General features: G+C 70.9%; 25 protein-coding genes and 1 pseudogene. 7 read left to right on the top strand and 19 right to left on the bottom strand.

Features of this window, described 5'->3' with window-relative positions; all coding sequences use genetic code 11:
• Positions 1–51 precede the first annotated feature (51 nt).
• A complete protein-coding gene (locus GA0074692_RS31140) occupies positions 52–558 on the bottom strand; it encodes an FHA domain-containing protein (protein WP_091654375.1) in 507 nt (168 codons plus the stop codon).
• 305 nt (positions 559–863) lie between these two features.
• Between GA0074692_RS31140 and GA0074692_RS31135 the strand changes: the two genes are divergently transcribed.
• Positions 864–2,360, top strand: a complete 1,497-nt coding sequence (locus GA0074692_RS31135; RefSeq protein ID WP_091651246.1) for an aldehyde dehydrogenase family protein — start codon at positions 864–866, stop codon at positions 2,358–2,360.
• 33 nt (positions 2,361–2,393) lie between these two features.
• On the opposite strand, the gene nucS is transcribed toward GA0074692_RS31135, so the two are convergent.
• Entirely contained in the window at positions 2,394–3,053 is a 660-nt protein-coding gene (gene nucS / locus GA0074692_RS31130) for an endonuclease NucS (protein WP_091654373.1), read from the bottom strand.
• Positions 3,054–3,124: 71 nt separating this feature from the next.
• On the opposite strand from nucS, the gene GA0074692_RS31125 reads away from it, so the two are divergent.
• The 3 genes from GA0074692_RS31125 to GA0074692_RS31115 all read left to right on the top strand — a co-directional run bounded on the left by GA0074692_RS31125 (position 3,125) and on the right by GA0074692_RS31115 (position 5,045).
• Entirely contained in the window at positions 3,125–3,715 is a 591-nt protein-coding gene (locus GA0074692_RS31125; RefSeq protein ID WP_091651243.1) for a DUF4126 domain-containing protein, read from the top strand.
• Positions 3,716–3,769: 54 nt separating this feature from the next.
• Positions 3,770–4,684 carry a polysaccharide deacetylase family protein gene (locus GA0074692_RS31120; protein WP_091651241.1) on the top strand — a complete coding sequence of 305 codons (915 nt, stop codon included), beginning with the start codon at positions 3,770–3,772 and terminating at the stop codon, positions 4,682–4,684.
• Between the two features lie 73 nt (positions 4,685–4,757).
• Entirely contained in the window at positions 4,758–5,045 is a 288-nt protein-coding gene (locus tag GA0074692_RS31115) for a DUF1540 domain-containing protein (RefSeq protein WP_091651238.1), read from the top strand.
• Here GA0074692_RS31115 and GA0074692_RS31110 read toward each other — a convergent pair.
• Positions 5,030–7,123, bottom strand: coding sequence for a protein meaA (locus GA0074692_RS31110; protein WP_091651236.1), 2,094 nt, complete (start codon positions 7,121–7,123; stop codon positions 5,030–5,032). The genes GA0074692_RS31115 and GA0074692_RS31110 overlap by 16 nt on opposite strands.
• Positions 7,124–7,278: 155 nt before the next feature.
• On the opposite strand from GA0074692_RS31110, the gene GA0074692_RS31105 reads away from it, so the two are divergent.
• Together GA0074692_RS31105 and GA0074692_RS31100 are read left to right on the top strand one after the other, a co-directional pair.
• Complete coding sequence (locus GA0074692_RS31105; RefSeq protein ID WP_091651232.1) at positions 7,279–8,127, top strand: ABC transporter ATP-binding protein; 849 nt, start codon at positions 7,279–7,281, stop codon at positions 8,125–8,127.
• Positions 8,124–8,972 carry an ABC transporter permease gene (locus GA0074692_RS31100; protein ID WP_091651230.1) on the top strand — a complete coding sequence of 283 codons (849 nt, stop codon included), beginning with the start codon at positions 8,124–8,126 and terminating at the stop codon, positions 8,970–8,972. The genes GA0074692_RS31105 and GA0074692_RS31100 overlap by 4 nt, the downstream gene beginning before the upstream one ends.
• A gap of 91 nt (positions 8,973–9,063) precedes the next feature.
• Here the strand turns inward: GA0074692_RS31100 and GA0074692_RS31095 are convergent, their stop codons facing one another.
• Positions 9,064–9,912, bottom strand: a complete 849-nt coding sequence (locus GA0074692_RS31095; RefSeq protein WP_091651227.1) for a 3-hydroxyacyl-CoA dehydrogenase family protein — start codon at positions 9,910–9,912, stop codon at positions 9,064–9,066.
• A gap of 178 nt (positions 9,913–10,090) precedes the next feature.
• Positions 10,091–11,533 (bottom strand): UDP-N-acetylglucosamine 1-carboxyvinyltransferase, encoded by a 1,443-nt coding sequence (murA, locus tag GA0074692_RS31090; RefSeq protein WP_091651223.1) that lies wholly within the window; start codon positions 11,531–11,533, stop codon positions 10,091–10,093.
• On the opposite strand from murA, the gene GA0074692_RS31085 reads away from it, so the two are divergent.
• Positions 11,532–12,104 carry a cob(I)yrinic acid a,c-diamide adenosyltransferase gene (locus GA0074692_RS31085; protein WP_091651220.1) on the top strand — a complete coding sequence of 191 codons (573 nt, stop codon included), beginning with the start codon at positions 11,532–11,534 and terminating at the stop codon, positions 12,102–12,104. The genes murA and GA0074692_RS31085 overlap by 2 nt on opposite strands.
• A gap of 223 nt (positions 12,105–12,327) precedes the next feature.
• Here the strand turns inward: GA0074692_RS31085 and GA0074692_RS31080 are convergent, their stop codons facing one another.
• The 14 genes and pseudogenes from GA0074692_RS31080 to GA0074692_RS31015 all read right to left on the bottom strand — a co-directional run bounded on the left by GA0074692_RS31080 (position 12,328) and on the right by GA0074692_RS31015 (position 25,491).
• Entirely contained in the window at positions 12,328–12,783 is a 456-nt protein-coding gene (locus tag GA0074692_RS31080; RefSeq protein ID WP_091651217.1) for a DUF2550 domain-containing protein, read from the bottom strand.
• 12 nt (positions 12,784–12,795) lie between these two features.
• Entirely contained in the window at positions 12,796–13,080 is a 285-nt protein-coding gene (locus GA0074692_RS31075) for a F0F1 ATP synthase subunit epsilon (protein ID WP_091651214.1), read from the bottom strand.
• A 90-nt stretch (positions 13,081–13,170) separates the two neighbouring features.
• Positions 13,171–14,312: pseudogene (locus tag GA0074692_RS31070) on the bottom strand (LCP family protein).
• A 228-nt stretch (positions 14,313–14,540) separates the two neighbouring features.
• Positions 14,541–15,986 carry a F0F1 ATP synthase subunit beta gene (gene atpD, locus GA0074692_RS31065; protein WP_425413369.1) on the bottom strand — a complete coding sequence of 482 codons (1,446 nt, stop codon included), beginning with the start codon at positions 15,984–15,986 and terminating at the stop codon, positions 14,541–14,543.
• Positions 15,983–16,912, bottom strand: coding sequence for a F0F1 ATP synthase subunit gamma (locus GA0074692_RS31060; protein ID WP_091651207.1), 930 nt, complete (start codon positions 16,910–16,912; stop codon positions 15,983–15,985). The genes atpD and GA0074692_RS31060 overlap by 4 nt, the downstream gene beginning before the upstream one ends.
• A gap of 9 nt (positions 16,913–16,921) precedes the next feature.
• Positions 16,922–18,562 carry a F0F1 ATP synthase subunit alpha gene (gene atpA / locus GA0074692_RS31055; RefSeq protein WP_091651203.1) on the bottom strand — a complete coding sequence of 547 codons (1,641 nt, stop codon included), beginning with the start codon at positions 18,560–18,562 and terminating at the stop codon, positions 16,922–16,924.
• Positions 18,563–18,655: 93 nt separating this feature from the next.
• Entirely contained in the window at positions 18,656–19,477 is an 822-nt protein-coding gene (locus tag GA0074692_RS31050; RefSeq protein WP_091651200.1) for a F0F1 ATP synthase subunit delta, read from the bottom strand.
• On the bottom strand, positions 19,477–20,004 hold the full coding sequence (locus tag GA0074692_RS31045) for a F0F1 ATP synthase subunit B (protein WP_091651197.1): 528 nt from the start codon (positions 20,002–20,004) through the stop codon (positions 19,477–19,479). The genes GA0074692_RS31050 and GA0074692_RS31045 overlap by 1 nt, the downstream gene beginning before the upstream one ends.
• A 67-nt stretch (positions 20,005–20,071) precedes the next feature.
• Positions 20,072–20,296 (bottom strand): ATP synthase F0 subunit C, encoded by a 225-nt coding sequence (gene atpE, locus GA0074692_RS31040; protein ID WP_091651192.1) that lies wholly within the window; start codon positions 20,294–20,296, stop codon positions 20,072–20,074.
• 103 nt (positions 20,297–20,399) lie between these two features.
• On the bottom strand, positions 20,400–21,215 hold the full coding sequence (atpB, locus tag GA0074692_RS31035) for a F0F1 ATP synthase subunit A (protein ID WP_245730536.1): 816 nt from the start codon (positions 21,213–21,215) through the stop codon (positions 20,400–20,402).
• Positions 21,216–21,242: 27 nt separating this feature from the next.
• The gene (locus tag GA0074692_RS31030; RefSeq protein ID WP_091651189.1) at positions 21,243–21,458 is read right to left on the bottom strand and encodes an AtpZ/AtpI family protein; all 216 of its coding nucleotides are present in this window, start codon (positions 21,456–21,458) and stop codon (positions 21,243–21,245) included.
• Positions 21,459–21,621: 163 nt separating this feature from the next.
• On the bottom strand, positions 21,622–22,023 hold the full coding sequence (locus GA0074692_RS31025; protein ID WP_091651186.1) for a Cg1360 family ATP-synthase-associated protein: 402 nt from the start codon (positions 22,021–22,023) through the stop codon (positions 21,622–21,624).
• A complete protein-coding gene (locus GA0074692_RS31020) occupies positions 22,020–23,306 on the bottom strand; it encodes a serine hydroxymethyltransferase (RefSeq protein ID WP_091651183.1) in 1,287 nt (428 codons plus the stop codon). Before GA0074692_RS31020 ends, GA0074692_RS31025 begins: the two co-directional genes overlap by 4 nt.
• 79 nt (positions 23,307–23,385) lie before the next feature.
• Positions 23,386–25,491: a transglycosylase domain-containing protein gene (locus GA0074692_RS31015; RefSeq protein ID WP_091651179.1), complete on the bottom strand. Its 2,106-nt coding sequence runs from the start codon at positions 25,489–25,491 to the stop codon at positions 23,386–23,388.
• Positions 25,492–25,558: the final 67 nt, after the last annotated feature.

The raw sequence follows: 25,558 nt of genomic DNA, 5'->3' as shown, positions 1-25,558 counted from the left end.
GCGCGCGAGTCTGCCACGTGGCGTCAGGTGACCGACACACGGTGCGCGATGTCACCGGTTCCGCTCGGCCACCTCGGGTGCCGCTGCGGACAGGGCCGGCGGCCCGGCGGCCGGCAACGGCAGGGACGGCGGGGCGGCGACCGGCAGCGTCTGGGCCGGCGGGTTGGCGACCGGCAGCGGCAGGGTCGGGCGCTGGTGCCGGCGCATCACGCCGAAGGTCAGCCCCACCGGGTCGGTCATGGCCACCCCGGGATCGAAGAAGCGCAGTTCCGTCCGGCCGAGCCGAACGACGTCGCCGTCGGTGAGCGGTTCCACGCCGCCGATGCGGCGGTCGTTGAGCCAGGTGCCGTTCGTCGAGCCGAGGTCGTTCAGGAGCACCAGAGCGCCCGCCAGCCGGATGACGGCGTGCCGCCGGCTCAGGTGCGCGTCGTCGACGACGATGTCCACGGTCGGCGCGCGACCGATCACCAGCGGACCGGGCCGGAGCCGGAACCGGGCTCCCCGCATCGGCCCACCAGCCACCGTCAACACCGGCACCAGCTCCGGGTGCTCCTCCATGGACAGTCCGCCCTTCACCCACGGGTACGCCCAATGGCCCAGCCTGCCACCGGACGGCCGCCGATCGCACCACCGGCCGGACACCTCGCCGACCACGGACGGCCACCACGCGTTCACCAATTCGGCCGGAACGTCCGCCACCCGGCCACCGGCCGACCGCCCCGGGGACGGCACCGCGCACCGGAACCCCGGGAGGTCGACGGCCGGGGGCGCGTCCGCACCGGAGGCGAACGGAACCGTGTGTGGCGGCAGCGCTCCGCGACGTGACCCTATCGACGGGTCTGGCTCCGGTCTAGACTTCGGCCATGACGGTTGCGAACGCCCCGGGGACGCCGGTCGTCGGCGACGGCCGACTCGTCTCGACCAGTCCCGCGACCGGTGTCGAGGTGGGCCGCCTCCCACTGGCCACTCCGGAGGACGTCCGCCAGGCGGTGGACCGGGCCCGGGTAGCGGGTGCCTGGTGGGCGGGGCTCGGCTTCACCGGCCGCCGTGCCCGGCTGCTGCGCTGGCGGACACTGCTGGCCCAGCGGATCGAGCAACTCGCGGAGCTGATGCACGCCGAGGGCGGCAAGCCGATCGCCGACGCCGTCGTCGAGGTGGTCACCGCCGTCGAGCACGTCGACTGGGCCGCCCGCAACGCCGCCCGGGTGCTCGGGCCACGCCGGGTCCGGTCCCGCCTGATCCTCGCCGAGTTCTCCGCCCACCTCGAATACCAGCCGTACGGCGTGGTCGGGGTGATCGGCCCGTGGAACTACCCCGTCTACACCCCAATCGGCTCCGTCGCGTACGCCCTGGCAGCCGGGAACGCGGTGGTGCTGAAGCCCAGCGAGTACACCCCCCTGGTCGGGCAGTGGCTGGTCGACAGCTTCGCCGAGGTCGTCGGCGAGCAGCCGGTGTTCACCGCCGTACACGGGCTCGGCGACGTGGGCGCGGCGCTCTGCCGGTCCGGTGTGGACAAGCTGGCCTTCACCGGCTCCGCCGCCACCGGCAAGAAGGTGATGGCGGCCTGCGCCGAGTCGCTGACCCCGGTACTGATCGAGGCCGGCGGCAAGGACGCAATGATCGTCGACGGCGACGCCGACCTGGACGCGGCCGCCGAGGCGTGCGTCTGGGGCGCGCTGACCAACGCGGGTCAGACCTGCATCGGCATCGAGCGGGTGTACGCGGTCGAGCCGGTCTTCGACAGCTTCGTGGCGAAGGTGGTGGAGCGCGCCGGCCGGTTGACCGTCGGCGCCGACGACGCGGACATCGGTCCGATCACCATGCCCGCCCAGATCGACGTCATCCGCCGCCACATCGACGACGCGCTCGCCCGGGGCGGCCGGGCCGTGCTCGGCGGGGCGGACGCGGTCCAGCCGCCCTTCGTCCACCCGACCGTGCTGGTCGACGTGCCGGAGGACTCGGCCGCCGTACGGGAGGAGACCTTCGGCCCGACGCTCACCGTCAACCGGGTCCGCGACATGGACGAGGCGGTGGCCCGCGTCAACGCCGTCCCGTACGGCCTGGGAGCTGCGGTCTTCGGCCGGCGGCGGGCGGTCGCGGTCGCGCGGCGGATGCGCTCCGGGATGACCTCGGTGAACTCGGTGCTCTCCTTCGCCGGCATGTCCACCCTCCCCTTCGGCGGCGTGGGCGAGTCCGGCTTCGGCCGGATCCACGGCGAGGACGGCCTGCGCGAGTTCGGCCGGGCGAAGTCGATCACCCGGCGGCGCGGCCCCTCGCTGCTGCCCGCGGCGACCTTCGAGCGGACCCCACGGGACATCGCCCGCATAGTCAAGGCCGCCAAGATGATGTACGGCCGCTGAGGGCCAGCCGCCGCCGGCCCCCGACGCGGTACGTCAGAAGAGGGTCAGGTCGTTGCGTTCGATGCCGCGCAGCTTGTCGTAGTCGACGACCACGCAGCGGATGCCCCGGTCGGTGGCGAGCACCCGCGCCTGGGGCTTGATCTCCTGGGCGGCGAAGACGCCGGCCACCGGGGCGAGCAGCGGGTCCCGGTTGAGCAGTTCCAGGTACCGGGTGAGCTGCTCGACGCCGTCGATCTCGCCGCGTCGCTTCACCTCGACCGCGACCGCGCCCTGGTCGGCGTCCCGGCAGAGCAGGTCGACCGGGCCGATCGCGGTCATGTACTCGCGCCGGACCAGGGTGTACCCCTCACCGAGGGTCTCCGGGCTGGCGGCGAGCAGCTCCTGGAGGTGCGCCTCGACCCCGTCCTTGCGCAGCCCCGGGTCGACGCCCAACTCGTACGAGGTGTCCTGGAAGATCTCCTCCAGGGTGATCCGCAGTTCCTCGCCCGCCTTGTTGACCACCCGCCACACGCCGGGGGCCTCCTCCAGCCGGCACGGCGGGCTCATCCAGTTCAACGGCTTGTACGCCCGGTCGTCGGCGTGGATCGACACCGACCCGTCCGCCTTCACCATCAGTAACCGGGTGGCCAAAGGCAGGTGGGCCGAGAGCCGTCCGACGTAGTCCACGGAGCACTTCGCAATCACCAGACGCACCCGACGAGGGTAGCGGAGCGGTCGGCCGTCGCCACCGAGCACCGCTGGCGCGCCGGTGCCATCCTGGACGGGTGTTCGAAGTCCTCACCGGAACCGGTCTGGCTGCCTCCGCCGGTCTGAACGCCTACATCCCGCTGCTCACCATGGGAGTGCTGGCGCGATACACCGACGTGATCACCCTGCCCGCCGGCTGGCAGTGGCTCGACGACGGGTGGGTCATGGCGATCCTGGCCGTCCTGTTGGCCGTGGAGGTGGTCGCGGACAAGGTGCCGGTGGTCGACCACGTCAACGACATCGTCCAGACGGTGGTCCGGCCGACCGCCGGTGGGCTCGCCTTCGGGGCCGGCTCCAGCTCGGAGACGGTCACCGTCAGCGACCCCGGGCAGTTCTTCGCCTCCAGTGACTGGGTGCCCGTGGTGGTGGGCGTGCTGATCGCGTTCGGGGTGCACCTGCTGAAGTCGGCGGCCCGACCCGTCGTCAACGCCACCACGGCGGGCGTCGGCGCGCCGGTCGCGAGCACCGCCGAGGACGCCACCAGTGTGGTGATGTCCGTCGTGGCGATCCTGCTGCCGGTGCTGGTGCTGGTCTTCCTGGTCGGGCTGCTCGCCTTCGTCTTCTGGTTCCTGCGCCGCCGCGCCGAGCGTCGGCGGCGCCGGCCATGATTCCTGGCCACCTGGCCGACGGGCGGGCGGGGCCGAGACTGCGATCATCTTCCGGTGTTCCTGAAGAAGTTCCACGTCCTCCTGCTCGCCACCGCCCTGGTCGCCGGGGTCGGTGTCGCCATCCTGAGCTGGGACGGTGGGCAGCGGCTCACCGAGACGGGCGCCTGGGTCACCCGGGCACCGGCCACACCCGAGCCGAGTGACGACCCCGCCTCCCGGCCGACCCCGGACGCCCCGGCTCAGCCGGAAGGTTCGACCGGAACCCCGGGACGGATCCCCGGTGCGACGCGGCCCGGGACCCGACCGCCGGTCGTCGACCACGGCCCCCGCACCGGCAACAAGGTCGCGCTCACCTTCGACGCGGACATGACGGACGGGATGCTGCACCAGTTACGGACCGGACGGGTGCGGTCGTACGCGAACATGCGGATCATCGAGCTGCTGGAGCGGGAGGAGGTGCCGGCCACCTTCTTCCTCACCGGCAAGTGGGTGGAGCGGTATCCGGAGGTGACCCGGCGGCTGGCCGGGAACCCACGCTTCGAACTGGCCAACCACACCTACGGACACCTGGCCTTCACGTCGGACTGCTACCAGCTGCCCCGGATCCCCGCCGCCCAGATGACCACAGACGTGGCGCGCACGTTCGAACTGGTGGAGGCGTACGGCGGTCGGCAGACCCGGTACTTCCGCTTTCCCGGACTCTGCCACGACGGCCCGGCGCTCGCCGCGCTCGCGCCGCTGGGCACGACCGTGGTCGACGGGGACGTGGTGAGCGGGGATCCGTTCGCCACCGCCTGGCGGCCGATCGTCCGGGCCGTACTCAGCCAGGTGAAGCCCGGTTCGGTGATCATCATGCACGTCACCGAGGCGAACGCCGCGATGACCGACGAGGCGTTGCCGCACATCCTCGCCGGGCTGGCCGAGCGCAATCTGACACCGGCTCCGCTCTCCGAGGTCCTCGGGGACTGACTTCCCGCCAAATCCTCCTGAACGGAAGGAACAAAGACGTAAAATCCGTTCATAACGACCAGAGGAGGCCACGATGACCAGCGCCGTCCAGATGCCCCCCGTCGAGGAGTGCACCGTCACCCGGTGCTCGTACAACGAGAACGGCTGTCGGGCCTTCGCCATCACGGTCGGCAGCAGCGACCACGCCCGCTGCCACACCTTCGTGGAGATGCCAGTACGGGGCGGCATCGAGATGCTCGTCGCCCAGGTCGGCGCGTGTCAGCGGGCGGACTGCCAACACAACGCCGAACTGGAGTGCCACGCCCCGGCCATCCGGGTGGGCGAGGCCAGCGCCGACTGCCTGACCTACGCGCCGGCCTGAACCAGCCCGCCGCCCCGGCCGCGCCCGGGCTGGCCGACGGGACGGGACGTGGGCAGGCCGTTCGCCGCCCGGATCACCGTGACCAGTTCGTCGACGATGCCGGTCAGCGCGAAGTCCTTCGGGGTGAAGACCCGGGCCACTCCGGCGGCCCGCAGGTGCTCCGCGTCGGCGGGCGGGACGATCCCGCCGACCACCACCGGCAGGTCTGGGCGACCGGCGGCGCGCAGCCCGGCCAGCACCGCCGGCACGGCGGCCAGGTGCGAGCCGGAGAGGACCGAGAGCCCGACCAGGTCCACGTCCTCCTCGACGGCAGCGGCCACGATCTGCCCGGCGGTCAGCCGGATGCCCTGGTAGACCACCTCGAAGCCGGCGTCGCGGGCGCGTACCGCGATCTGCTCCGCGCCGTTGGAGTGACCGTCCAGGCCGGGCTTGCCGACCAGCAGCCGCAACCGGCCGCTGCCCAGCTCCCGCGCGGTCGTCGCGACCCGCTCGCGGACCTCGGTCAGGGTGGCGTCGCCGCCGACCCCGGCAGCTCCGGAGAGCCCGGTGGGCGCGCGGTACTCGCCGAAGACCTCCCGCAGGGCGCCGGCCCACTCCCCCGTGGTCACCCCGGCCCGCACGCACTCGTACGTGGCCGGCACCAGGTTCGCCGTGGTCGCGGCGTCCGCGCGCAGCCGGGCGAGGGCGGCGTCCACCGCCGCCGTGTCCCGAGCCGCCCGCCACTCGCGTACGCGGGCCACGGCGACCGCCTCGGCGGCCGGGTCCACCGTCTCGACCGCGTTCGCGCCGGCCTCGGTCAGCGGGGAGGGTTCGGTCTCGGTGAACCGGTTGACGCCGACCACGACGTCCGCGCCGGACTCCATCCGGCGGCGCCGTTCGGCCAGGGAGGCGACCAGGGCGCTCTTCAGGTAGCCGGTCTCGACGGCGGCGACCACGCCCCCCATCCCCAGCACCGTCGCCAGCTCCTCCCGGGCTCCGGCGACGATGCCGTCGACCAGCGCGGTGACCACGTGCGAGCCGTCGAAGAGGTCCGGGTAATCCAGCAGGTCCGACTCGTGGGCGAGCACCTGCTGCATGCGCAACGACCACTGCTGGTCCCACGGCCGGGGCAGGCCGAGCGCCTCGTTCCAGGCGGGGAGCTGCACCGCGCGGGCCCGTGCGTCCCGGGAGAGGGTGACGCCGAGCATCTCCAGCACGATGCGCTGGACGTTGTTCTCCGGCTGCGCCTCGGTCAACCCCAGCGAGTTGACCTGGACGCCGTACCGGAAGCGGCGCTGCTTCGGGTCGGTGACGCCGTACCGCTCCCGGGTGATCTCGTCCCAGAGCCGGCCGAAGGCCCGCATCTTCGCCATCTCCTCGACGAAGCGCACCCCGGCGTTGACGAAGAAGGAGACCCGTCCCACCAGATCGCCCATCCGGTCGGCCGGCACCTGCCCGGAGTCGCGGACCGCGTCGAGCACGGCGACCGCGGTGGCGAGGGCGAAGCCGACCTCCTGCACCGGCGTCGCCCCGGCCTCCTGGAGGTGGTACGAGCAGATGTTCACCGGGTTCCAGCGCGGCATCTCGCGCAGCGCGTACGCCACGACGTCGGCGGTCAGCCGCAGCGAGGCGGCCGGCGGGAAGATGTACGTCCCCCGGGAGAGGTACTCCTTGACGATGTCGTTCTGGGTGGTGCCGACGCAGGTGGCCAGGTCGGCGCCCTGCTCGGTGGCGACTGTGCCGTAGAGGGCGAGCAGCCACATCGCCGGGGCGTTGATCGTCATCGAGGTGTTCGTGTCGGCGAGCGGGATGCCCTCGAAGAGGGCCCGCAGGTCGCCGAGATGGGCGACCGGGACGCCGACCCGGCCGACCTCACCGGTGGCGAGTTCGTGGTCGGGGTCGTACCCGGTCTGGGTGGGCAGGTCGAAGGCGACCGACAGGCCGGTCTGCCCCTTGGCCAGGTTGCGCCGGAAGAGCGCGTTGGTGGCGGCGGCCGAGGAGTGCCCGGCGTAGGTGCGCATCACCCAGGGGCGGTCGCGCTCCGGCAGCCGGCGGGAAGGGGTGCCCGGAAGGGAGTCCGGAGGGGCCTTCTCGTCCATAGGCGGGAGTCTAAGTTACCGGCGAGTCACCGAAGTCGGTGACAAACCACACAGGGCGGTGGCCTGGCGATGTGCCGGACACCATGCCCGAAACGGCGCGGAGTGATCTGGCCCCGGCGGCCGCGCTACGCAACGCGGGTCGCACACTTGACGGCATGGATGACGAGCTGGCGATCTCGGTACGGGGGCTGCGCAAGGCGTACGGCGACAACGTCGCGGTGGCCGGCGTGGACTTGGCCGTCCGGCGCGGTGAGGTGTTCGCGCTGCTCGGCCCGAACGGGGCGGGCAAGACCACCACCGTCGAGATCCTGGAGGGCTACCGGCAGCGGGACGCGGGCGAGGTGAGCGTGCTCGGCGCCGACCCCGCGCACCCGACCCCCGACTGGCGGGCCCGGATCGGCATCGTGCTCCAGGGCACCGGGGAGTTCGACGAGCTGACCGTCGCCGAGGTGGTCGGGCACTTCGCCGCGTTCTATCCGGACGCCGACGACCCGGCCAAGATCATCGAGCGGGTCGGGCTGACCGGCAAGGCGAAGGCCCGTACGCACACCCTCTCCGGCGGGCAGAAGCGCCGCCTCGACGTGGCGCTCGGCATCGTCGGCCGTCCCGAGCTGCTCTTCCTCGACGAGCCGACCACCGGCTTCGACCCGGAGGCCCGGCGCGAGTTCTGGGAGCTGATCCGGGACCTGAACGCCGCCGGCACCACCATCCTCCTGACCACCCACTATCTGGACGAGGCGGAGGCACTCGCCGACCGGGTCGGGGTGATCGCCGCCGGCCGGGTGGTCGAGGTGGCCACGCCGGGCCAGCTGGGCAACCGGCAGGAGGCCCTGGCGACGGTCTCCTGGCGTACGCCGGACGGGGTGGCGCAGAGCGCGGAGAGCGCGACGCCGACGGCGCTGGTGGCCGAACTGGCCGCGCGGTACGGCGGCGAGGTGCCCGGCCTCACCGTGACCCGGCCGACCCTGGAAGACGTCTACCTGCGCATGATCGGACAGCGATGACCACGACGACGAAGCCGGCCCCGACCGCCGCCGACGCGACCCGGACCCGGCGCGCGGGGCCAGTCGCCCTCGGCCTGCGTCAGGGGCGGCTGGAGATCACCCAGTTCCTGCGCAGCCGGGAGTCCGTCGTGTTCACGATGGGCTTCCCGGTCGTCATGGTCCTGATCTTCGCGGCGATCTTCAACGACGAGATCGCCCCCGGGGTCAGCTACACGCAGTACTTCGTGACCGGCATGATCGCGGCCGGGCTGATGACGGTGAGCTTCCAGAATCTCGGCATCTGGATCCCGATCGAGCGGGACCGGGGGGTGTTGAAGCGCTACCGGGGCACCCCGATGCCGAAGTGGGTCTACTTCGCCGGCAAGGTGATCATGGTGGTGGTGATCGGCGTCGCCGAGACCGCCCTGCTGCTCGCTGTCTCGGTGGCGCTGTTCGACCTGAAGCTGCCGGCCACCGCCGGGAAGTGGCTCACCTTCGGCTGGGTCTCGGTGCTCGGGGTGACCGCCTGCACCCTGTGCGGCATCGCCATCTCGTCGCTGGCCCGTACGGCGCGCAGCGGCTCGGCGGTGGTGACGCCGGTGGCCCTGGTGCTCCAGTTCATCTCCGGGGTCTTCTTCGTCTTCACCAACCTGCCAGGCTGGATGCAGCAGGTGGCCGCGCTGTTCCCGCTGAAGTGGATGTGCCAGGGGCTACGCGCGGTCTTCCTGCCCGACGGTTTCGGCGCCCGGGAGCCGGGCGGCTCCTTCGAACTGGACCGGGTCGCCCTGGTCCTCGCCGCGTGGTGCGTGATCGGGCTGCTGCTCTGCCTGGGCACCTTCCGCTGGACCACCCGCCGCGACGGCTGACGGTCGGGCTGAGGTGGTTGCAGGGGTCCCCTCCTACCGCATTTTGATGAGGAGGGGACCCCTGCTACCACTCAAGCCGCCCGCGGCGACCTCAGTACGTGTAGAAGCCCTTGCCGCTCTTGCGGCCGAGGTCACCGGCGGTGACCATGCGCTGGAGCAGCTCCGGCGGGAAGAACTTCTCGTCGGCGGTGTCGGTGTAGATGTTCTTCGTCGCGTGCATCAGCACGTCCACGCCGGTCAGGTCGGTGGTGGCCAGCGGACCCATGGCGTGCCCGAAGCCCAGCCGGCAGGCGGTGTCCAGGTCCTCCGCCGACACCACGCCGGACTCGACCAGCTTGACCGCCTCGACCACCAGCGCGGCGATCAGCCGGGTGGTGACGAAGCCAGCGATGTCCCGGTTGACCACCACCACGGTCTTGCCGATCTCCTCGGCGAAGGCCCGCACGGTCGCCAGCGTCTCGTCGCTGGTCTTGTAGCCCCGGACCAGCTCGCAGAGCTTCATCATCGGCACCGGCGAGAAGAAGTGCGTGCCGACGACCGACTCGGGCCGCCCGGTGACCGCGGCGATCTGGGTGACCGGAATGGCCGAGGTGTTGGTCGCCAGCACCGCGTCCGCCTTGCAGATCTTGTCCAGCGCCCGGAACACCTCGTGCTTGACCTCCAGCCGCTCGAAGACCGCCTCGACGACGATGTCCGCGTCGGCGGCGGCCTCCAGGTCGGTGGTCGGGGTGATCCGGCCCAGCGTCGCCTCGACCTCGGACGCCTCGATCCGGCCCTTCTCGGCGAACTTCTCCAGCGACTTCCGGATGCCGGCGACACCGCGTGCGGTGGCCGCGTCGTCCAGGTCCCGCAGGGTCACCTGCCAGCCCGCCTGTGCCGCCACCTGGGCGATGCCCGAACCCATCAGCCCGGCCCCGACGACCGCGAGTCGACCCGCCATCTGCTTCTCTCCCTCGCCTGGTGTTGAGTGCTCTCCCGAGCACCCTAGGGGACTCCTTAGCGAAGGTTAAGGCCGACCGGTCGCGTTCCGGCCGGGACGGGGACCGGCCGGGACGGGCAGCGGTGGGTGGACGCGGGTTGCGGTGACGGGTGGCCGTCGCGGCTGGGGACGGGGACGGTCAGATGGTGAGCGTGGGCTCCTCCGGGGCGCGGCCCCGCTCCACCTGTACGCCGAGCGCCCGCAGGTCGGCGACGAAGTCGGGATAGCCCCGGTCCACGTGGTGCACGTGGGAGACCTCGGTGTCCCCGTCGGCGCAGAGCCCCGCGATGATCAGACCGGCTCCGGCCCGGATGTCCGTGGCGCGGACCGGCGCGCCGGAGAGCCGTTCCCGACCGCGTACCACCGCGTGGTGGCCGTCGGTCTTGATGTCGGCGCCCAGCCGCATCATCTCGTTGGCGAACATGAACCGCCCGTCGAAGATGTTCTCGGTGATCAGCGACGCCCCGTCGCTGACCGAGGCGAGCCCGATCGCCATCGGCAGCAGGTCGGTGGCGAAGCCCGGGTACGGCAGGGTCACCACGTCCACCGCCCGGGGCCGGTCGTCCGTCCGGACCCGGAAGGCGTCCTCCCGGGTCTCCACCAGCGCACCGGCGGCGACCAGCTTGTCGAGTGCCACCTCCAGAAAGGCCGGGCTGACCCCGGTGACCGTGACGTCCCCCCGGGTCATCGCCGCGCCGAAGGCCCAGGTCCCGGCGACGATCCGGTCCCCCACCGTGGCGTGCCGCACCGGGCTCAACTCCGGTACGCCCTCGATCTCGATGGTCGACGTCCCGGCACCGGAGATCCGCGCGCCCATCTGGTCCAGCATCGAGCAGATGTCGACGATCTCCGGCTCCCGGGCGGCGTTCTCGATCACCGTCACTCCCCGGGCGAGCACCGCGGCCATCAGCAGGTTCTCGGTCGCGCCGACGCTGGGGAAGTCGAGGACGATCTCGGCGCCGTGCAGCCCGTGCGGGGCGGCGGCGATGACGAAGCCGTGCTCGCCGGAGATCTCGGCACCCATCCGGGTGAGCCCGGAGACGTGCATGTCCAGCCCCCGGGAGCCGATCGCGTCGCCGCCGGGATGCGCCACCCGGACGTATCCCCGGCGGGCCAGCAGCGGGCCCAGCACGCAGATCGAGGCACGCAGCCGGCGTACCAGCTCGTAGTCGGCCTCGGAGCCGGGCTGTGCCGGCACGTCGATGGCGACCGAACGGGACCGGGCCACCCCGCCGTACGCGACCATCGGGTCGACCGGGTCGTCGTCGGCGAAGCGGACGTCACAGCCCAGCCGGCGCAGCACCTCCCCCATGATCGCGATGTCGGTGATCCGGGGGACGTTGGTGATCACGCTCCGCCCGGGGGCGAGCAAGGCGGCGGCCATCAGCTTCAGGGCGGAGTTCTTCGCCCCGACGACGTGCACCGTTCCGGCGAGGCGGGCCCCGCCCCGGACCCGGATCACATCGATGTCTCTGATCCCCAGGTCGTCCCCGTCGCCGGGGCCCGGACCCACCAGGGTCGGAACGACCGGCTCCGGACGGGCCGGCATCTTCAGGTCAGGTATCCGTAGGCTGTGCGTCATGGCCGTCCACCTCACGCGCATCTACACCAGGGCCGGCGACGCCGGCACGACCAGGCTGAGCAACAACGAACAGGTAGCGAAGACCGATCCGCGGATCGCGGCGTACGCCGACGTCGACGAGGCCAACGCGGCGATCGGGGCGGCACTGGCACTGGGCCAGCTCCCGGAGGAGTTGCGGTCGGTCCTGGCGGCGATCCAGAACGACCTCTTCGACGTCGGCGCCGACCTGGCCACCCCGGTCGAGCCGGAGCCGGCGTACCCGCCCCTCCGGGTGACCGAGGGGTACGTGGAGCGCCTGGAGGGCTGGTGCGACGAGTTCAATGCGCGCCTGGGCAAGCTCGACTCCTTCATTCTTCCCGGCGGGACCCCCGGCGCGGCACTGCTGCACGTGGCCCGGACCGTCGCCCGGCGTGCCGAACGGGCAGCATGGGCCCTGGTCAGCTACGATCCCGAACGAACCAGCACTATTCCGGCAAAGTATCTCAACCGACTCTCGGATCTGCTCTTCATCCTGGCAAGAACGGCCAATCCGGACGGCGATGTGCTATGGGTTCCCGGCGGCAAGCGCTGACCGGCGACCGGCCCGGCAGTGTTGACCGCCGACCGGCCCGGCAAGCGCTGACCGGCGCACCAGCCCGGCAGTGTTGACCGCCGACCCGGTCCAGAAAGGCTGACCGGCGCACTCTGTCGAGGGCCGGATACCCGGATCGGCCGTCTCCAACCACGCCGGAACCGGCTGCCCCGGGCGTGCCCGGTGTCGACCGTCTCCGGGCCTGTTCACCGGAGAGGGCAGGTCAGGCGGCCGGCCAGTCCTGGTGGGCCAGACGCGGCGAGGCCGCCCCGGGCGGGGCGGCCTCGAGCCAGGAGAGGAAGCCGGTGACCGTGGAACGCTCCATGGCGATCTCGATGGGAGTCTGCTGACTCGTACAGTTCAGGATCACCCAGTCGGCGGGCATGGAGAACCGTTCCTGGCCCTCCGGTAGCCGCCGTCGGCGCACCACCAGGGTCTCCCGGGAGAGCACCCGCTTCGGGCGGATGGCGAAGCTGAACATCCGGTACCAGCGCAGTTCGTCACCGGCGAACCGGCCGAAGCCCGGCGACCAGCCTCGGCCGTCGAGCAGAGTGGAGACCCGGACGTGGAGTCGGATGGTGCCACCGGTGCGGGTCACCAGGGCCCGCCGGAGGAAGAGGATCAGAATCGCCCCGATCAGGACGCCGAGGCCGATTCCGATCCCTTCCACGATCTCCATCGGCGGGACGACTCAGCGACCCTGTGCGGCGGAGACCGGGGTAGCGCTCTCGGCGAGCACCGTGACGCCCTCGCGGGTGACGGAGAGGAAGCCGCCGGCCACCTCGTACGCGACCTGCTCGCCGCTGGGCAGCTTGATCCGGACCTGACCGGGCTCGGCGAGCTGACCGAGCAGCGGTGCGTGACCGGCCAGGACGCCCAGCTCACCCTCAGTCGTCCGGGCGACGACCATCTCGGCCTCGCCGGACCAGACCTTCTCCTCGACGGCTACGAGCTCGACGTGAAGCTGCTGTGCCACGCTGTCTCCTTGCTGCGGCGGGCGGTTGGCAAAAGTCTAGTCGCGCGCCCCATGACTCCCTAACGCGGGTGCCGAGAGCTGCGACACGCCCTACTTGGTGGTGTTCCGGAAATCCGGGTGCTCAAGCATGAACGCGTCGATCGTCCCGTTGTTGACTGAGGCGAAGAAGTCGTCCGCCCCGGGCAGGAACCGCTCCCCCGGTACGCCGACCCGGTGCCGATGCCCTCCGCCGGCAGCTTGACCATCTGGATCGCGTCCGGCCGCAGACCCTTGAGGGAGAAGGCGAAGTCGGCGATGCTGTTGCCCCGGCCGCTGAAGACCAGCGACTGCCCGGCGGCCCGGAGCACCCGGTCCAGCTTGATCGGATTGGTCACCACGTCCGCGCTGAACGCCTGGCTGGCCATCGCCTTGACGAACTGCTGCTGGTGCCGCTGCCGGCCGTAGTCGCCGTCCGGGACGCCGTTCTTGGGGTAGCGCTGCCGGACGTAGTCCAGCGCCTGCCAGCCCTTCAGCTGGTGGGTGCCCTTCTCGTACACCGCCTGCGGGCCGAGATAGCCGCCGCCGCCCGGCCGGGCCTTGCGGTGGGTGCCGTCCGGCTCACGGTGCTCGGAGCGCACTTCCCGCTCGACGTACATCTCGACGCCGCCCATCGCGTCGACGATCTTCTGGAAACCGCTGAAGTTGATGATCGCCCCGGCGTCGAAGCGCTTGATGCCGGTCTCCTGCTGGATGGTCTTGGCGAGCAACTCGAAACCGGTGTTGTGGTCCGGATTCCGGCCGGGCACCCGGCTGCCGTACGACATCGCGGCGTTGAGCTTGTCGGTGCCGCCGTCGAACCCGGTCTTGCTGAACGCGGGGATCTCCACCCGCAGGTCGCGGGGCATCGAAAAGAGGTACGCCCGGTCGTGTTCGGCCGGGATGTGCATGATCATGATCGAGTCGGCCAGCGGCGGGGCCTCCGGCGTCCGAGGGTCCACGCCGACCAGCAGAATGTTGAGCGGGCCCTCGATCTCCTTGCGCGGTTCCTCGGCTCCGGCGGCCTGGTCGCCGAAGAGGTCGCCCTTGCCGACCGAGCCCTCGTACCGGGAGAGCAGGGCCTCGTAACCCACCAGCACCGCGCCGCTGAGCATCAGCAGCACGGCGCCGAACACCGTGCACAGCCGAGCCCACCGGGGCACCCCCGTCCAGATGGACGGCTTCGCGCCACGCTTACCGCTCCGAGCCACGGACATCTCCATTCATCACGCCCATGAAGAGGAGACGGGCGCAAGCCACCAGATCACTGTGAGAGTCAACGCTGACAGGTGAATGTTGCGGATCGACGGTACCTCGCCGGCCCGGCAACTGTCGCATCGACCAACTCGGGCTTGTCAACGCGACACGCCGAAAGACCGAGGCCGCCCCGGCGAACCGGGACGGCCTCGGACAAAGCTGACCGAAGAGTCAGACTGATCGGTGGATCAGTCCTCCTTCATCAGCTCCGCAGCCTTACGCTCGAGGTCCTCGAGGCCACCGCACATGAAGAAGGCCTGCTCAGGGAAGTGGTCGTACTCACCCTCGGCAATCTTCTTGAACGCCTCGATGGTCTCCTTGATCGGGACCGTCGAGCCCGGCACGCCGGTGAACTGCTCGGCGGCGTAGGTGTTCTGCGACAGGAAGCGCTCGATCCGGCGGGCCCGGCCGACGGTGAGCTTGTCCTCCTCGGAGAGCTCCTCGATACCGAGGATGGCGATGATGTCCTGCAGGTCCTTGTACTTCTGGAGGATCCGCTTGACCTCGGTCGCGACCGCGAAGTGCTCGGCGCCGACGAACTCCGGGGCGAGGATCCGGGACGAGGACGCCAGCGGGTCCACCGCCGGGTAGATGCCCTTGTCGGAGATCGACCGCTCCAGGTTGGTGGTGGCGTCGAGGTGGGCGAACGTGGTGGCCGGGGCGGGGTCGGTGTAGTCGTCCGCCGGCACGTAGATCGCCTGCAACGAGGTGATGGCCTGGCCCCGGACGGAGGTGATCCGCTCCTGGAGCTCGCCCATCTCGTCGGCCAGGGTCGGCTGGTAACCCACCGCGCTCGGCATCCGGCCGAGCAGGGTGGAGACCTCGGAACCGGCCTGGGTGAAGCGGAAGATGTTGTCGATGAAGAGCAGCACCTCCTGCTTCTGCACGTCGCGGAAGTACTCCGCCATGGTCAGCGCGGAGAGGGCGACCCGCAGCCGGGTGCCCGGCGGCTCGTCCATCTGGCCGTAGACCAGCGCGGTCTTGTCGATGACGCCGGACTCGGTCATCTCGGCGATGAGGTCGTTGCCCTCACGGGTCCGCTCCCCCACGCCGGCGAAGACCGAGGTACCACCGAAGTTCCGGGCCACCCGGGTGATCATCTCCTGGATGAGCACCGTCTTGCCCACGCCCGCGCCGCCGAACAGGCCGATCTTGCCACCCTTGACGTACGGGGCGAGCAGGTCGATGACCTTGATGCCGGTCTCCAGCATCTCGGTCTTCGGCTCCAGGTCCGCGAAGGCCGGGGCCTTGCGGTGGATACCCCAGTGGTCGTCGGCCTGGAGGGTCTCGCCCTCGGGCAGGTTGAGGCACTCACCGATGGCGTTGAAGACCCGGCCCTTGACCGCGTTGCCCACCGGCACCCGGATCGGCGAGCCGGTGTCGCGCACCTCGGTGCCACGGACCAGACCGTCGGTCGGCTGCATCGAGATGGCGCGGACCAGGTTGTCACCCAGGTGCTGGGCGACCTCCAGGGTCAGCGTCTTCTCGCCACCGGAGAGGTTCACGTCGACGTGCAGGGCGTTGAACAGGTCCGGCATGCCGTCGCGCGGGAACTCGGCGTCGACGACCGGGCCGATGACCCGGACCACGCGACCCGTGGCCGTCTTGGTCTCAACTGCGGATACAGTCATCACACTTCACTTCCCGACGCGGCCAGCGCGTTCGCGCCGCCGACGATCTCACTGATCTCCTGGGTGATCCCGGCCTGGCGGGCCGAGTTCATCTCACGCGTGTACTTCTCGATCATCTCTTCGGCGTTGTCGGTGGCGCTCTTCATCGCCCGCCGTCGGGCCGCCGACTCGCTCGCCGCCGACTCCAGCAACGCCGCGTAGATCCGCGTGTTGATGTACTTCGGCAGCAGCCCGTCGAGCAGCGCCTCCGCATCCGGCTCGAACTCGTAGGCCGGCAGCAGACCCTCGGACCGCGGCCGGTCCTCGATCTGCATCGGGCCGATGACCTTCGCCACCGGAACCTGGGTGATGAGGGACTTGAACTCGGTGTAGACGATGTGCAACTCGTCCACCCCGCGCACCCCGTCCGCACCGGCCCCGCCGTCGACGTCGTCCGCACCGGCCGCGAACGCCCGGATCAGGGTCTCGCCGACCTCCCGGGCGGAGGCGAAGTCCGGCTGCTCCGAGAAGCCCGTCCAGCTCGCCTCGACCGGGCGGTTGCGGAACTTGTAGAAGCCCACGCCCTTACGGCCGATGACGTAGAGCACCGGCTCCTTGCCCTCGGCCTTGAGCCGGGCGACCAGCGATTCCGCCATCTTGATCGCGTTGGAGCTGTAACCGCCGGCCAGGCCCCGGTCGGAGGTCACCAGCAGGACGCCCGCCCGCCGCACCCGCTCACGCGGGGTGAGCAGCGGGTGGTCGATCCGCGCGTTGGAGGCCAGCGCCGTGAGCACGCCGGTGATGGCCTGGGCGTACGGCAGGGACGCCGCCACCCGGGCCTGGGCCTTGGCGATGCGGCTCGTCGCCACGAGCTCCATCGCCTTGGTGATCTTCTTCATCCCCTTCGCCGAGCGGATCCGTTGACGAAGAACGCGTACCTGGGCCGCCATCAGTCAGCCCTACTTCTTCTCGACGTCGCCGCTGTAGCGGGTGACCGACTCGCGGGCCTGCTCGCCCTCCATCGGCTTGGCCGGCGCCTCGTTGATCCGGGGCTCGTCCGCCTTGCTGAGGAAGCTCTGCTTGAACTCGCTGATCGCCGCGTCGAGCGAACCGATGATCTCGTCGTTCCATTGGTTGTCGCCGATGCCGGCCAGGATGCCCTCGTGCCGGTGCCGGAGGTGCTGGAGGAACTCCGACTCGAACCGCTTGATCTCGCCGACCGGGACGTCGTCCAGCTTGCCCTCGACGCCGGCCCAGACCAGGACGACCTGCTCCCGCACCGGGTACGGCGAGTAGTTCGGCTGCTTGAGCAGCTCGACCAGGCGGGAACCCCGCTCCAGCTGGGCGCGGGAGGCCCGGTCCAGGTCGGAGGCGAAGGCGGCGAACGCCTCCAGCTCGCGGTACTGGGCCAGGTTGAGCCGCAGCGAACCGGCGACCTTCTTCATCGGCTTGACCTGCGCGGCGCCACCCACCCGGGAGACCGAGGTACCGACGTTGATCGCCGGCCGGACGCCCTGGTTGAACAGGTCGGTCTCGAGGAAGATCTGACCGTCGGTGATGGAGATGACGTTGGTCGGGATGAAGGCGGAGATGTCGTTCGCCTTCGTCTCGATGATCGGCAGACCGGTCATCGAGCCGCCGCCCAGCTCGTCGGAGAGCTTCGCGCAGCGCTCCAGCAGCCGGGAGTGCAGGTAGAAGACGTCACCCGGGTACGCCTCACGGCCCGGCGGGCGGCGCAGCAGCAGCGAGACCGCGCGGTACGCCTCGGCCTGCTTGCTCAGGTCGTCGAAGACGATCAGGACGTGCTTGCCGCCGTACATCCAGTGCTGGCCGATGGACGAACCGGTGTACGGAGCGAGGTACTTGAAGCCGGCCGGGTCGGAGGCCGGGGAGGCGACGATGGTGGTGTACTCCATCGCGCCCGCCTCCTCCAGCACGCCCTTGATCGAGGCGATGGTGGAGGCCTTCTGACCGACCGCGACGTAGATGCAGCGGACCTGCTTCTTCGGGTCGCCGGAGCGCCAGTTGTCCCGCTGGTTGAGGATGGTGTCCAGGGCGACCGTGGTCTTGCCGGTCTTCCGGTCACCGATGATCAGCTGCCGCTGGCCCCGGCCGATCGGGGTCATCGCGTCGACCGCCTTGATACCGGTCTGCAGCGGCTCCTCGACCGACTTACGGGCCATCACGTTCGGAGCCTGCAGCTCCAGCTCGCGGTAGCCCTCGTTCGGGATGTCACCGAGGCCGTCGATCGCCTGACCGAGCGCGTTGACCACGCGGCCGAGGAACGCGTCGCCGACGGGCACGGAGAGCACCCGGTTGGTGCGCTTGACGCGCTGCCCCTCCTCGATCCCGGCGAAGTCGCCGAGGACGACGACACCGATCTCCCGGACGTCGAGGTTCAGCGCCACGCCGAGCGTGCCGTCCTCGAACTCCAGGAGCTCGTTGGTCATGGTCGAGGGCAGGCCCTCGACGTGGGCGATGCCGTCACCGGCGTCGGCGACGGTGCCGACCTCCTCGCGGGAGACGTCGGGCGAGTAGGAGGAGACGTAGCGCTCCAGGGCGCCGCGGATCTCCTCCGTCGAGATGGTCAGCTCGGCCATCCTCTGCTTCCTTAAGTATCAGGGGCCCGGGATACCTAGTACCGACCGGTCCGAATGGCGTCTGTCATTCAGGGCGCTGAGCGGTTTGGCTGGTCAGCGCTTCGCGAGCGCGTTGCGGGTCTCGTTGAGCCGGCGCAGGACGGTGCCGTCGTACAGGTCGGAACCGACCCGCACGCTCGCTCCACCGAGGATCTCGGGGTCCACCGTCTGCTTGACGGAGACCTCTCGACCGTATATCGCGGCGAGGCGGGCACCCAGGCGCTGCTCCTCGTCCTCGGTCAGCGGGGCCGCCACGGTCACGTAGGCGACCTGCCGGTCCCGGCGTTCCGCGACCAGCTCGACCAGCCGGGTGAGCGCACCGGTGAAGGAGCGCCCGCCGAACCCGCTCAGCGCCACCTCGACGAGGCGGACGGTGACCGGGCGGGCCTTGCCGGCGAGCAGGTCCCGGGTCAGGACGGCCCGCTGCTCGACCGGGGCCATCGGGTCGCCGAGCGCCACGGCCAGGCCCGGCTCGTTGGCGACCACCTGGCCGAAGCGGAACAGCTCGTCCTCGACCTCGCCCAGGTCACCCGCGGCGTCGGCGCTGGCGAGCAGCGCCTCCACCCCGAGCCGCTCGGCACCGTCGAGCAGTTCCGACGGCGCCGACCAACGGCCGGAGACCAGGGTGGAGAGCAGGTCGAGCGCGTCCGCGCCGATCTTGCCCCGCAACATGTCGCCGAGGAGCCCGGCCCGGTCCGAGCCGGCCCGAGCCGGCTCGGAGAGCGCCCGGCGCAGCCGGGGCTCCCGCCGCAGCAGACCCGCCACGGCGAGCAGCTCGTCCGCGGTGGCGGCCACAGCGTCCGGCTGCGCGCCGCGCGCGTACGTCGCCAGGTGCTCGGCGGCGACCCGGTACGACTCCCGGCTGGCGGCCTGCATCAGCGGGCCCCCGTGCTCTCGAGGTCGGTGAGGAACCGCTCGACGGTGCCCTTGCGACGGGCCTCGTCGGCCAGCGACTCGCCGACGATCTTGCTGGCCAGGTCGACCGCGATGGTGCCGACCTCGGTGCGCAGCTCACGAACGATGGTGGCCCGCTCGGCGGCGAGCTGCTCCTTGCCGGCCGCGATGATCCGGTCGGACTCCTCCCGCGCCTTGGCGAGGATGTCCTGCCGGATGCCCTCCGCGTCGGCCCGGGCGTCGTCCCGGATCTTGGCGGCGTCGGTGCGCGCCTCGGCGAGCTGCGCACGGTACTGCTCGAGGAGCTGGTTCGCCTCGGCCTGGGCGGCCTCGGCACGCTTGATACCGCCCTCGATGGCGTCGACCCGGGCCTGGTACATCTCCTCCATCTTGGGGAAGACGAACTTGCTCAGGACCCACAGGACGAGGCCGAACGCGACGAGACCGACGATGATCTCAGCCAGGGGCGGGAGCAGGATGTTCCCGCCCTCTTCCGCTGCTAGGTACATGGACACTCCCCTTCGCCGGCGGCCGACCACCAGGGGCCGGCCGGTTCAGCTGAATGCTGACCGGGCCTCAGCCCTGGAGGGCGAACGCGAGGACCAGACCGAGCAGGGCCAGCGCCTCGACCACGGCGAAGCCCACGAACATGTAGACCCGGGTCAGGCTGGCGCTCTCCGGCTGGCGGGCGGTCGCCTGGATGTAGGCGGCGAACACCAGACCCACACCGATGCCCGGGCCGAGCGCCGCGATGCCATAGCCGATGACGTTGACGTTGCCTGAGATCTCGGCCAGGAACATGGTTGGTTTCCTCCTGCGGGGAACGCGTGACCGTCACGCGTTCGACTAGGTGAACTTTTCAGTTGTCGTACCGGGGGGATGGAGCGGTGCGCGCGTCGACGGCTCAGTGGTCGTCGGCGAGCGAACTCTGCAGGTAGGTCGCCGTCAGCAGGGTGAACACGTACGCCTGCAGGACCAGGATGCCGAGCTCGAAGAAGGTCATCAGGATCGCCATGGCCCAGCTCAGCAGCGCGACCGGCTTGATGAAGATCGACTCCGCGTTCAGCAGCGCGACGCCACCGAGGGTGAAGACCAGCAGGATCATGTGGCCGGCGAACATGTTGGCGAACAACCGGACCGCGAGGGTGACCGGGCGCAGCACCAGGTTCGACACGAACTCGATCGGCACCAGGATCGGCTGGACCCAGAGCGGCGCACCACTGACCCAGCAGCTCGACTTGATGTAGCCGAGGACACCGTGCTTGCGGATACCGACCCCGATGTAGACCAGCCAGCTCGAGACGGCCAGCACGATCGGGAAGGCGATGTGCGAGTTCGGCGAGATCTGCGCGAACGGGAAGATGCCCCAGATGTTCAGCAGCAGGATGAAGACGAAGAGCGAGGCGAGGTACGGCGCGAAGCGCACGCCCTGGTGCCCGATGATGTCCTTGGCGATGTTGTCCCGGGCCAGGCCGTAGACCGACTCGGCCATCCACTGCCGCTTGGTCGGCACCAGCTGCGGGTTCCGGTAGCTCACCAGGAAGAAGATGATGGCGATGGCCGCCGCGATCCAGACCAGCAGGGCGATCTTGGTGAAGGCCGGCTCCAGGGCCGTCCCGTGGAAGCCGGGGATCAGGCTGCGGTAGTTGAAGCTGTCAACACCCGGGGGGAATTCCGCCGCCAGAATGTCCGCGGCGGCATAGGTCGGCAGCTCAGTCAACTCGAACCCTCCGTCGGTCGGGCATGGTCAGGCGCCCAGCCTCTTCATGGTCAGGTAGACCCCCGCAGCCGTGCCGCCGATCAGACCGATCAGCAACCCGACGTTCGGAAGATCCAGCCACCGGTCGACGAGCCAGCCGGCTCCGCCCCAGACGGCCATGCCGCCGAGGAGGTAACCGACCGCAGCCCAACCCGCGTCCGCACCCTGGGGTCCGGAACGTTTGTCGGATCGGTCGTCGGCCATGACGGAGCGAACGGTATCAGCCGCTTGAACGAGGCTGTGAGTCACCCCCCGCACAACCTCGTCGTGTGGGTCAGGGAAGCCTCGGCTGGCGGATAGGCTACGCCTGTCTCGCGTCTGACGAAACTCCATCCCCGGCGTGGCGACGGCAACCCGACAGTCGAATTCAGTCGCCAGTGGTGGTCACCTGCGGACGGTGGTCGCGGAACGTCCACCAGACCTGGGCGGACACCCAGCCGATGGTCGCCACGATCATCGCGGCGGCCATCATCCGGACGCCGCCCCAGTCACCGTCGACGAGACCGAACATCACCACCCCGAAGAGCATGAACTTGGTGATGTAGGTGGCCAGTCCGACGCTCATCACCATTTTCGGGTGGACCGAGTCGGCCCAGGCGATCGCCAGGCTCGACAGCGCGTACGAGAAGGTCACCAGGGCCACGCCCGCCGCCCCGCCGACCGCGCCAGGGCCACCGTCGAGCAGCCAGCCGGCGGCGGTGGCGAGCACCAGCAGCACCGCGGAACTGAGCAGCGGCACGACCAGGTGCCGCAGTCGCTGGCGGATCACCGGGGGTACGCCGGGAACTCGCGGACCAGCTCGGCCACCTCGCCGGCGACCCTGGTCAGTTCGGCCCGCCCGGTCGACCCGTCGGGGTCGGTCCGCACCGCCCGGGCGATCAGCGTCGCGATCCGCCCCATCTGCGGCTCGCGCATGCCCTGGGTGGTCACGCTGGGCGTGCCGACCCGGATCCCGGAGGCGACCATCGGCTTCTGCGGGTCGTACGGGATGGCGTTCTTGTTCAGGGTGATGCCGGCGGCGTCGCAGCGGGCCTCGGCGTCGGCCCCGGTCACTCCGACCCCGCGCAGGTCGACCAGCGCGAGGTGGGTGTCGGTGCCGCCGGAGACCGGCCGCATCCCCTCGGCGGCCAGCCCGTCGGCGAGCGCCCGCGCGTTGCGCACCACCTGTTCGGCGTACGCCCGGAACTCCGGCTGCGCGGCCTCGCGCAGCGCGACGGCCTTGGCCGCGACGGCGTGCATCAGCGGACCGCCCTGGGTGAACGGGAAGACCGCCTTGTCGATCCGGGCGGCCAGTGACTCCCGGCAGAGGATCATGCCGCCGCGTGGGCCGCGCAGCACCTTGTGGGTGGTCGCGCAGACCACGTCGGCGTACGGCACCGGGGAGGGCACGGCCCGCCCCGCGACCAGGCCGATGAAGTGCGCGGCGTCCACCATCAGGTACGCCCCGACCTCGTCGGCGATCTCCCGGAAACGGGCGAAATCGATCAGGCGTGGGTACGCGGTCGCGCCACAGATGATCATCTTCGGGCGGTGCGCGAGGGCCAGTTCCCGCACCTCGTCGTAGTCGATCAGCTCGGTGTCCGGCCGGACGGTGTAGCCGACCGTGGCGAACCACCGGCCGGAGAAGTTGACCCGGCTGCCGTGGGTGAGGTGGCCGCCGTGCGGCAGGTCCATCGCCAGCACGGTGTCGCCCGGCTGCACCAGGGCGGCGTACGCGGCCAGGTTGGCGCTCGCCCCGGAGTGCGGCTGGAGGTTGGCGTGCTCCGCCCCGAACAGCTCCCGTGCCCGGGCGATGCCGATCTCCTCGGCCCGGTCCACCTCGGCACAGCCGCCGTAGTAGCGGCGGCCCGGATAGCCCTCGGCGTACTTGTTGGTCAGCGTCGAGCCGAGCGCGGCGAGCACCGCCGGCGAGGTGAGGTTCTCGCTGGCGATCAACTGGAGGCCGCCGCGCAGCCGGTCCAGCTCGCCGAGCACCACCGACGCGATCTCCGGGTCGGTGGCCCTGAGCTGGTCGAAGTCCGGCCCCCAGAAGGTGGGCGTCGTATTGTCCACAACGCCAGAGTCTATTGGGCTCCGGACCGGAGGCCGTGAGCTGCCCGCTCACCGGCGCCAGCCTGACCGCCCGGCCCGCTCAGTCCCCCCGGCCGGTGCCGTACCGGGCGATCTGCTCGGTCGGTGGCGCGAAGTCGCGGACCGGCTGGTCGCGCAGGGCGGTGCCGAGGATGCCGCCGACCACGTTGACGACCCCGACCTGCGCCTGCTCGCCGGCCGGATCGCGGGGGTCGTCCGGGTTGGTGGCCATCGCGGCGACCACGAGCTGCGGGGTGGCGGCCACCACGGTCTCCGTGCCGTACCCCTCGGAGCTGCCGGTCTTGCCCATCACCGGGCGACCCAGCCGGGGCCGCAGGGTGGCGGCGGTGGCGCCGTCGCAGCGCCCGAACGCCGACTGGTCGCCGAGCGGACAGCGCGCCGCGTCGGTGGCGGCGCGGGCCACGTCCACGTCCAGCACCCGGCGGCAGTCCGGCCGGGCCACGTCGAGGGTCCGGCCCGCCCGGTCGGCGACCGAGTTGACCGGCAGCGGCGTGCAGCGGATCCCCTCCGCGGCCACCGTGGCGTACGCGCTGGCCAGGTCGAGCGGGGTGGTGGACGCCACCCCCAGCACGAACGGTCCCCAGTCCCGGGCGCTGTAGCGGGCGCGGCGGGCGTCGTCGTCGGAGCGGAACACGATGCCGAGCCGTTCGGCCATCTCCACCGCCCGGTCCGCGCCGACCTGCTCGGTCAGCCAGACGAAGTACGTGTTGACCGACCGGCCGAAGGCGGTCCACATGGTGCGGTCGCCGTCCATCCACTCCGGGTTGGCGTTCCCCGGACACCACTGTCCGCCACAGCTCACCGGCCCGGAGACCGGCCACCGGGTGACGATCCGCGACGGCGAGTCGAAGTGGGTGTTCAGCGGCATCCCGGCCTCGAGCGCGGCCAGCAGGGTGAACATCTTGAAGGTCGAACCGCCCTGGTAGCCCTCGATGCCGTCGCCCCCGGCGACCAACTGGTTGACGGTGTTCGGGCGGTTCTGCTGCCCGGCCGGGTTCGGCTCGACACCGTACGTGCGGTTGACCGCCATGGCGAGCACCCGCCCGGTGCCGGGTTGCACGACGGCGGTGGGCAGCGCGTGCGGGCTGTCCAGGTCGTACACCGTCAGCACCCGGTCCTGCGCGTCCCGCTGCACCTTCGGGTCGAGGGAGCTGACGATCCGGAAGCCACCCCGGCGCAGCGTTCGATGGCGTTCGTCCACCGACGCGCCGAACGCCGGCTGCGCGTTCCACCAGGTGGTGAAGTAGTCGCAGAAGAACGCCCAGTCGTTGCGGTCCTCGGGCACCGCCGCGCAGTCGTCGGGCTCCGAGCTCGTCTTCAGGGTGAGCCCCTCCGCCCGGGCGCGGGCCGCCTCGGCGGCCGGGATCGCCCCGGTCTCCACCATCCGGTCCAGCACGTGCGACCACTGGCGCAACGCCGCGTCGGCGTCGCCGTTGATCGGGTCGTCGGTGTGCGGCGACCGGACCAGCCCGGCGAGCAGCGCCGCCTCGGCCAGGGTGAGGTCGGCCGGGGACTTGGAGAAGTAGCGCCGGCTGGCCGCCCCGATGCCGTACGCCCCGGCGCCGAAGTAGACGATGTTGAGGTAGCGGCCCAGGATCTCGTCCTTGCCGAGTTCCCGTTCGAGCGCCAGGGCGTAACGGATCTCCTGGATCTTGCGGGCGGTGCTGACCTCGGTGGCCGCCTTGCGCTGCTCCTCGCTCAGGGTCGGGTCGCCGCTGAGCACGTTCCGGACGTACTGCATGGTGAGCGTCGAGCCACCCTGCCGGACCGGACCGCCCTGGTTGGCGGTGAACGCCCGCACGATGCCGCGCAGGTCGACGCCGCTGTGCTCGTAGAAGCGGGCGTCCTCGGCGGCGAGCAGCGCCTTCCGCATCACCGGGGCCACCTCGGTCAGCGGCACCTCGACCCGGTTCTCCTCGTAGAAGGAGGTGATCAGGGTGGCGCCGTCGGCGGCGTACAGCTCGGAGCGTTGCGCCGTGGGGGGCGTGACCAGGTGCTCGGGCAGCTCCGAGTACGGGGCGGCGAGGCTGGAGAAGCCCAGCCCCAGCACGAGTCCGAGCGGTAGGGCCGCTACGGCGAGCACCAACCCGGCCAACGTGCCGGCCATCGTGACGGTCAACAGCTTGTGCAGACGGGCCTGGATCATCAGCTCTCCCCCGCGCAGGAGCTGGGCTAGGACCCGTTCAGCATGGCCCGCAGCGTCCCCGGTCAGC

The organism is Micromonospora pallida (genome assembly GCF_900090325.1).
In the GTDB taxonomy this organism is placed as follows: domain Bacteria; phylum Actinomycetota; class Actinomycetes; order Mycobacteriales; family Micromonosporaceae; genus Micromonospora; species Micromonospora pallida.
This window is presented reverse-complemented; position numbering and strand designations above follow the sequence as displayed.

Coding starts and splice junctions, on each gene's coding strand:
- GA0074692_RS31140 (WP_091654375.1), bottom strand. CDS start 558: ATGGAGGAGCACCCGGAGCTGGTGCCGGTGTTGACGGTGGCTGGTGGG.
- GA0074692_RS31135 (WP_091651246.1), top strand. CDS start 864: ATGACGGTTGCGAACGCCCCGGGGACGCCGGTCGTCGGCGACGGCCGA.
- GA0074692_RS31115 (WP_091651238.1), top strand. CDS start 4,758: ATGACCAGCGCCGTCCAGATGCCCCCCGTCGAGGAGTGCACCGTCACC.
- GA0074692_RS31110 (WP_091651236.1), bottom strand. CDS start 7,123: ATGGACGAGAAGGCCCCTCCGGACTCCCTTCCGGGCACCCCTTCCCGC.
- GA0074692_RS31105 (WP_091651232.1), top strand. CDS start 7,279: ATGGATGACGAGCTGGCGATCTCGGTACGGGGGCTGCGCAAGGCGTAC.
- GA0074692_RS31100 (WP_091651230.1), top strand. CDS start 8,124: ATGACCACGACGACGAAGCCGGCCCCGACCGCCGCCGACGCGACCCGG.
- GA0074692_RS31095 (WP_091651227.1), bottom strand. CDS start 9,912: ATGGCGGGTCGACTCGCGGTCGTCGGGGCCGGGCTGATGGGTTCGGGC.
- GA0074692_RS31085 (WP_091651220.1), top strand. CDS start 11,532: ATGGCCGTCCACCTCACGCGCATCTACACCAGGGCCGGCGACGCCGGC.
- murA (WP_091651223.1), bottom strand. CDS start 11,533: ATGACGCACAGCCTACGGATACCTGACCTGAAGATGCCGGCCCGTCCG.
- GA0074692_RS31080 (WP_091651217.1), bottom strand. CDS start 12,783: ATGGAGATCGTGGAAGGGATCGGAATCGGCCTCGGCGTCCTGATCGGG.
- GA0074692_RS31060 (WP_091651207.1), bottom strand. CDS start 16,912: ATGGCGGCCCAGGTACGCGTTCTTCGTCAACGGATCCGCTCGGCGAAG.
- atpA (WP_091651203.1), bottom strand. CDS start 18,562: ATGGCCGAGCTGACCATCTCGACGGAGGAGATCCGCGGCGCCCTGGAG.
- GA0074692_RS31050 (WP_091651200.1), bottom strand. CDS start 19,477: ATGCAGGCCGCCAGCCGGGAGTCGTACCGGGTCGCCGCCGAGCACCTG.
- GA0074692_RS31045 (WP_091651197.1), bottom strand. CDS start 20,004: ATGTACCTAGCAGCGGAAGAGGGCGGGAACATCCTGCTCCCGCCCCTG.
- atpE (WP_091651192.1), bottom strand. CDS start 20,296: ATGTTCCTGGCCGAGATCTCAGGCAACGTCAACGTCATCGGCTATGGC.
- GA0074692_RS31030 (WP_091651189.1), bottom strand. CDS start 21,458: ATGGCCGACGACCGATCCGACAAACGTTCCGGACCCCAGGGTGCGGAC.
- GA0074692_RS31015 (WP_091651179.1), bottom strand. CDS start 25,491: ATGATCCAGGCCCGTCTGCACAAGCTGTTGACCGTCACGATGGCCGGC.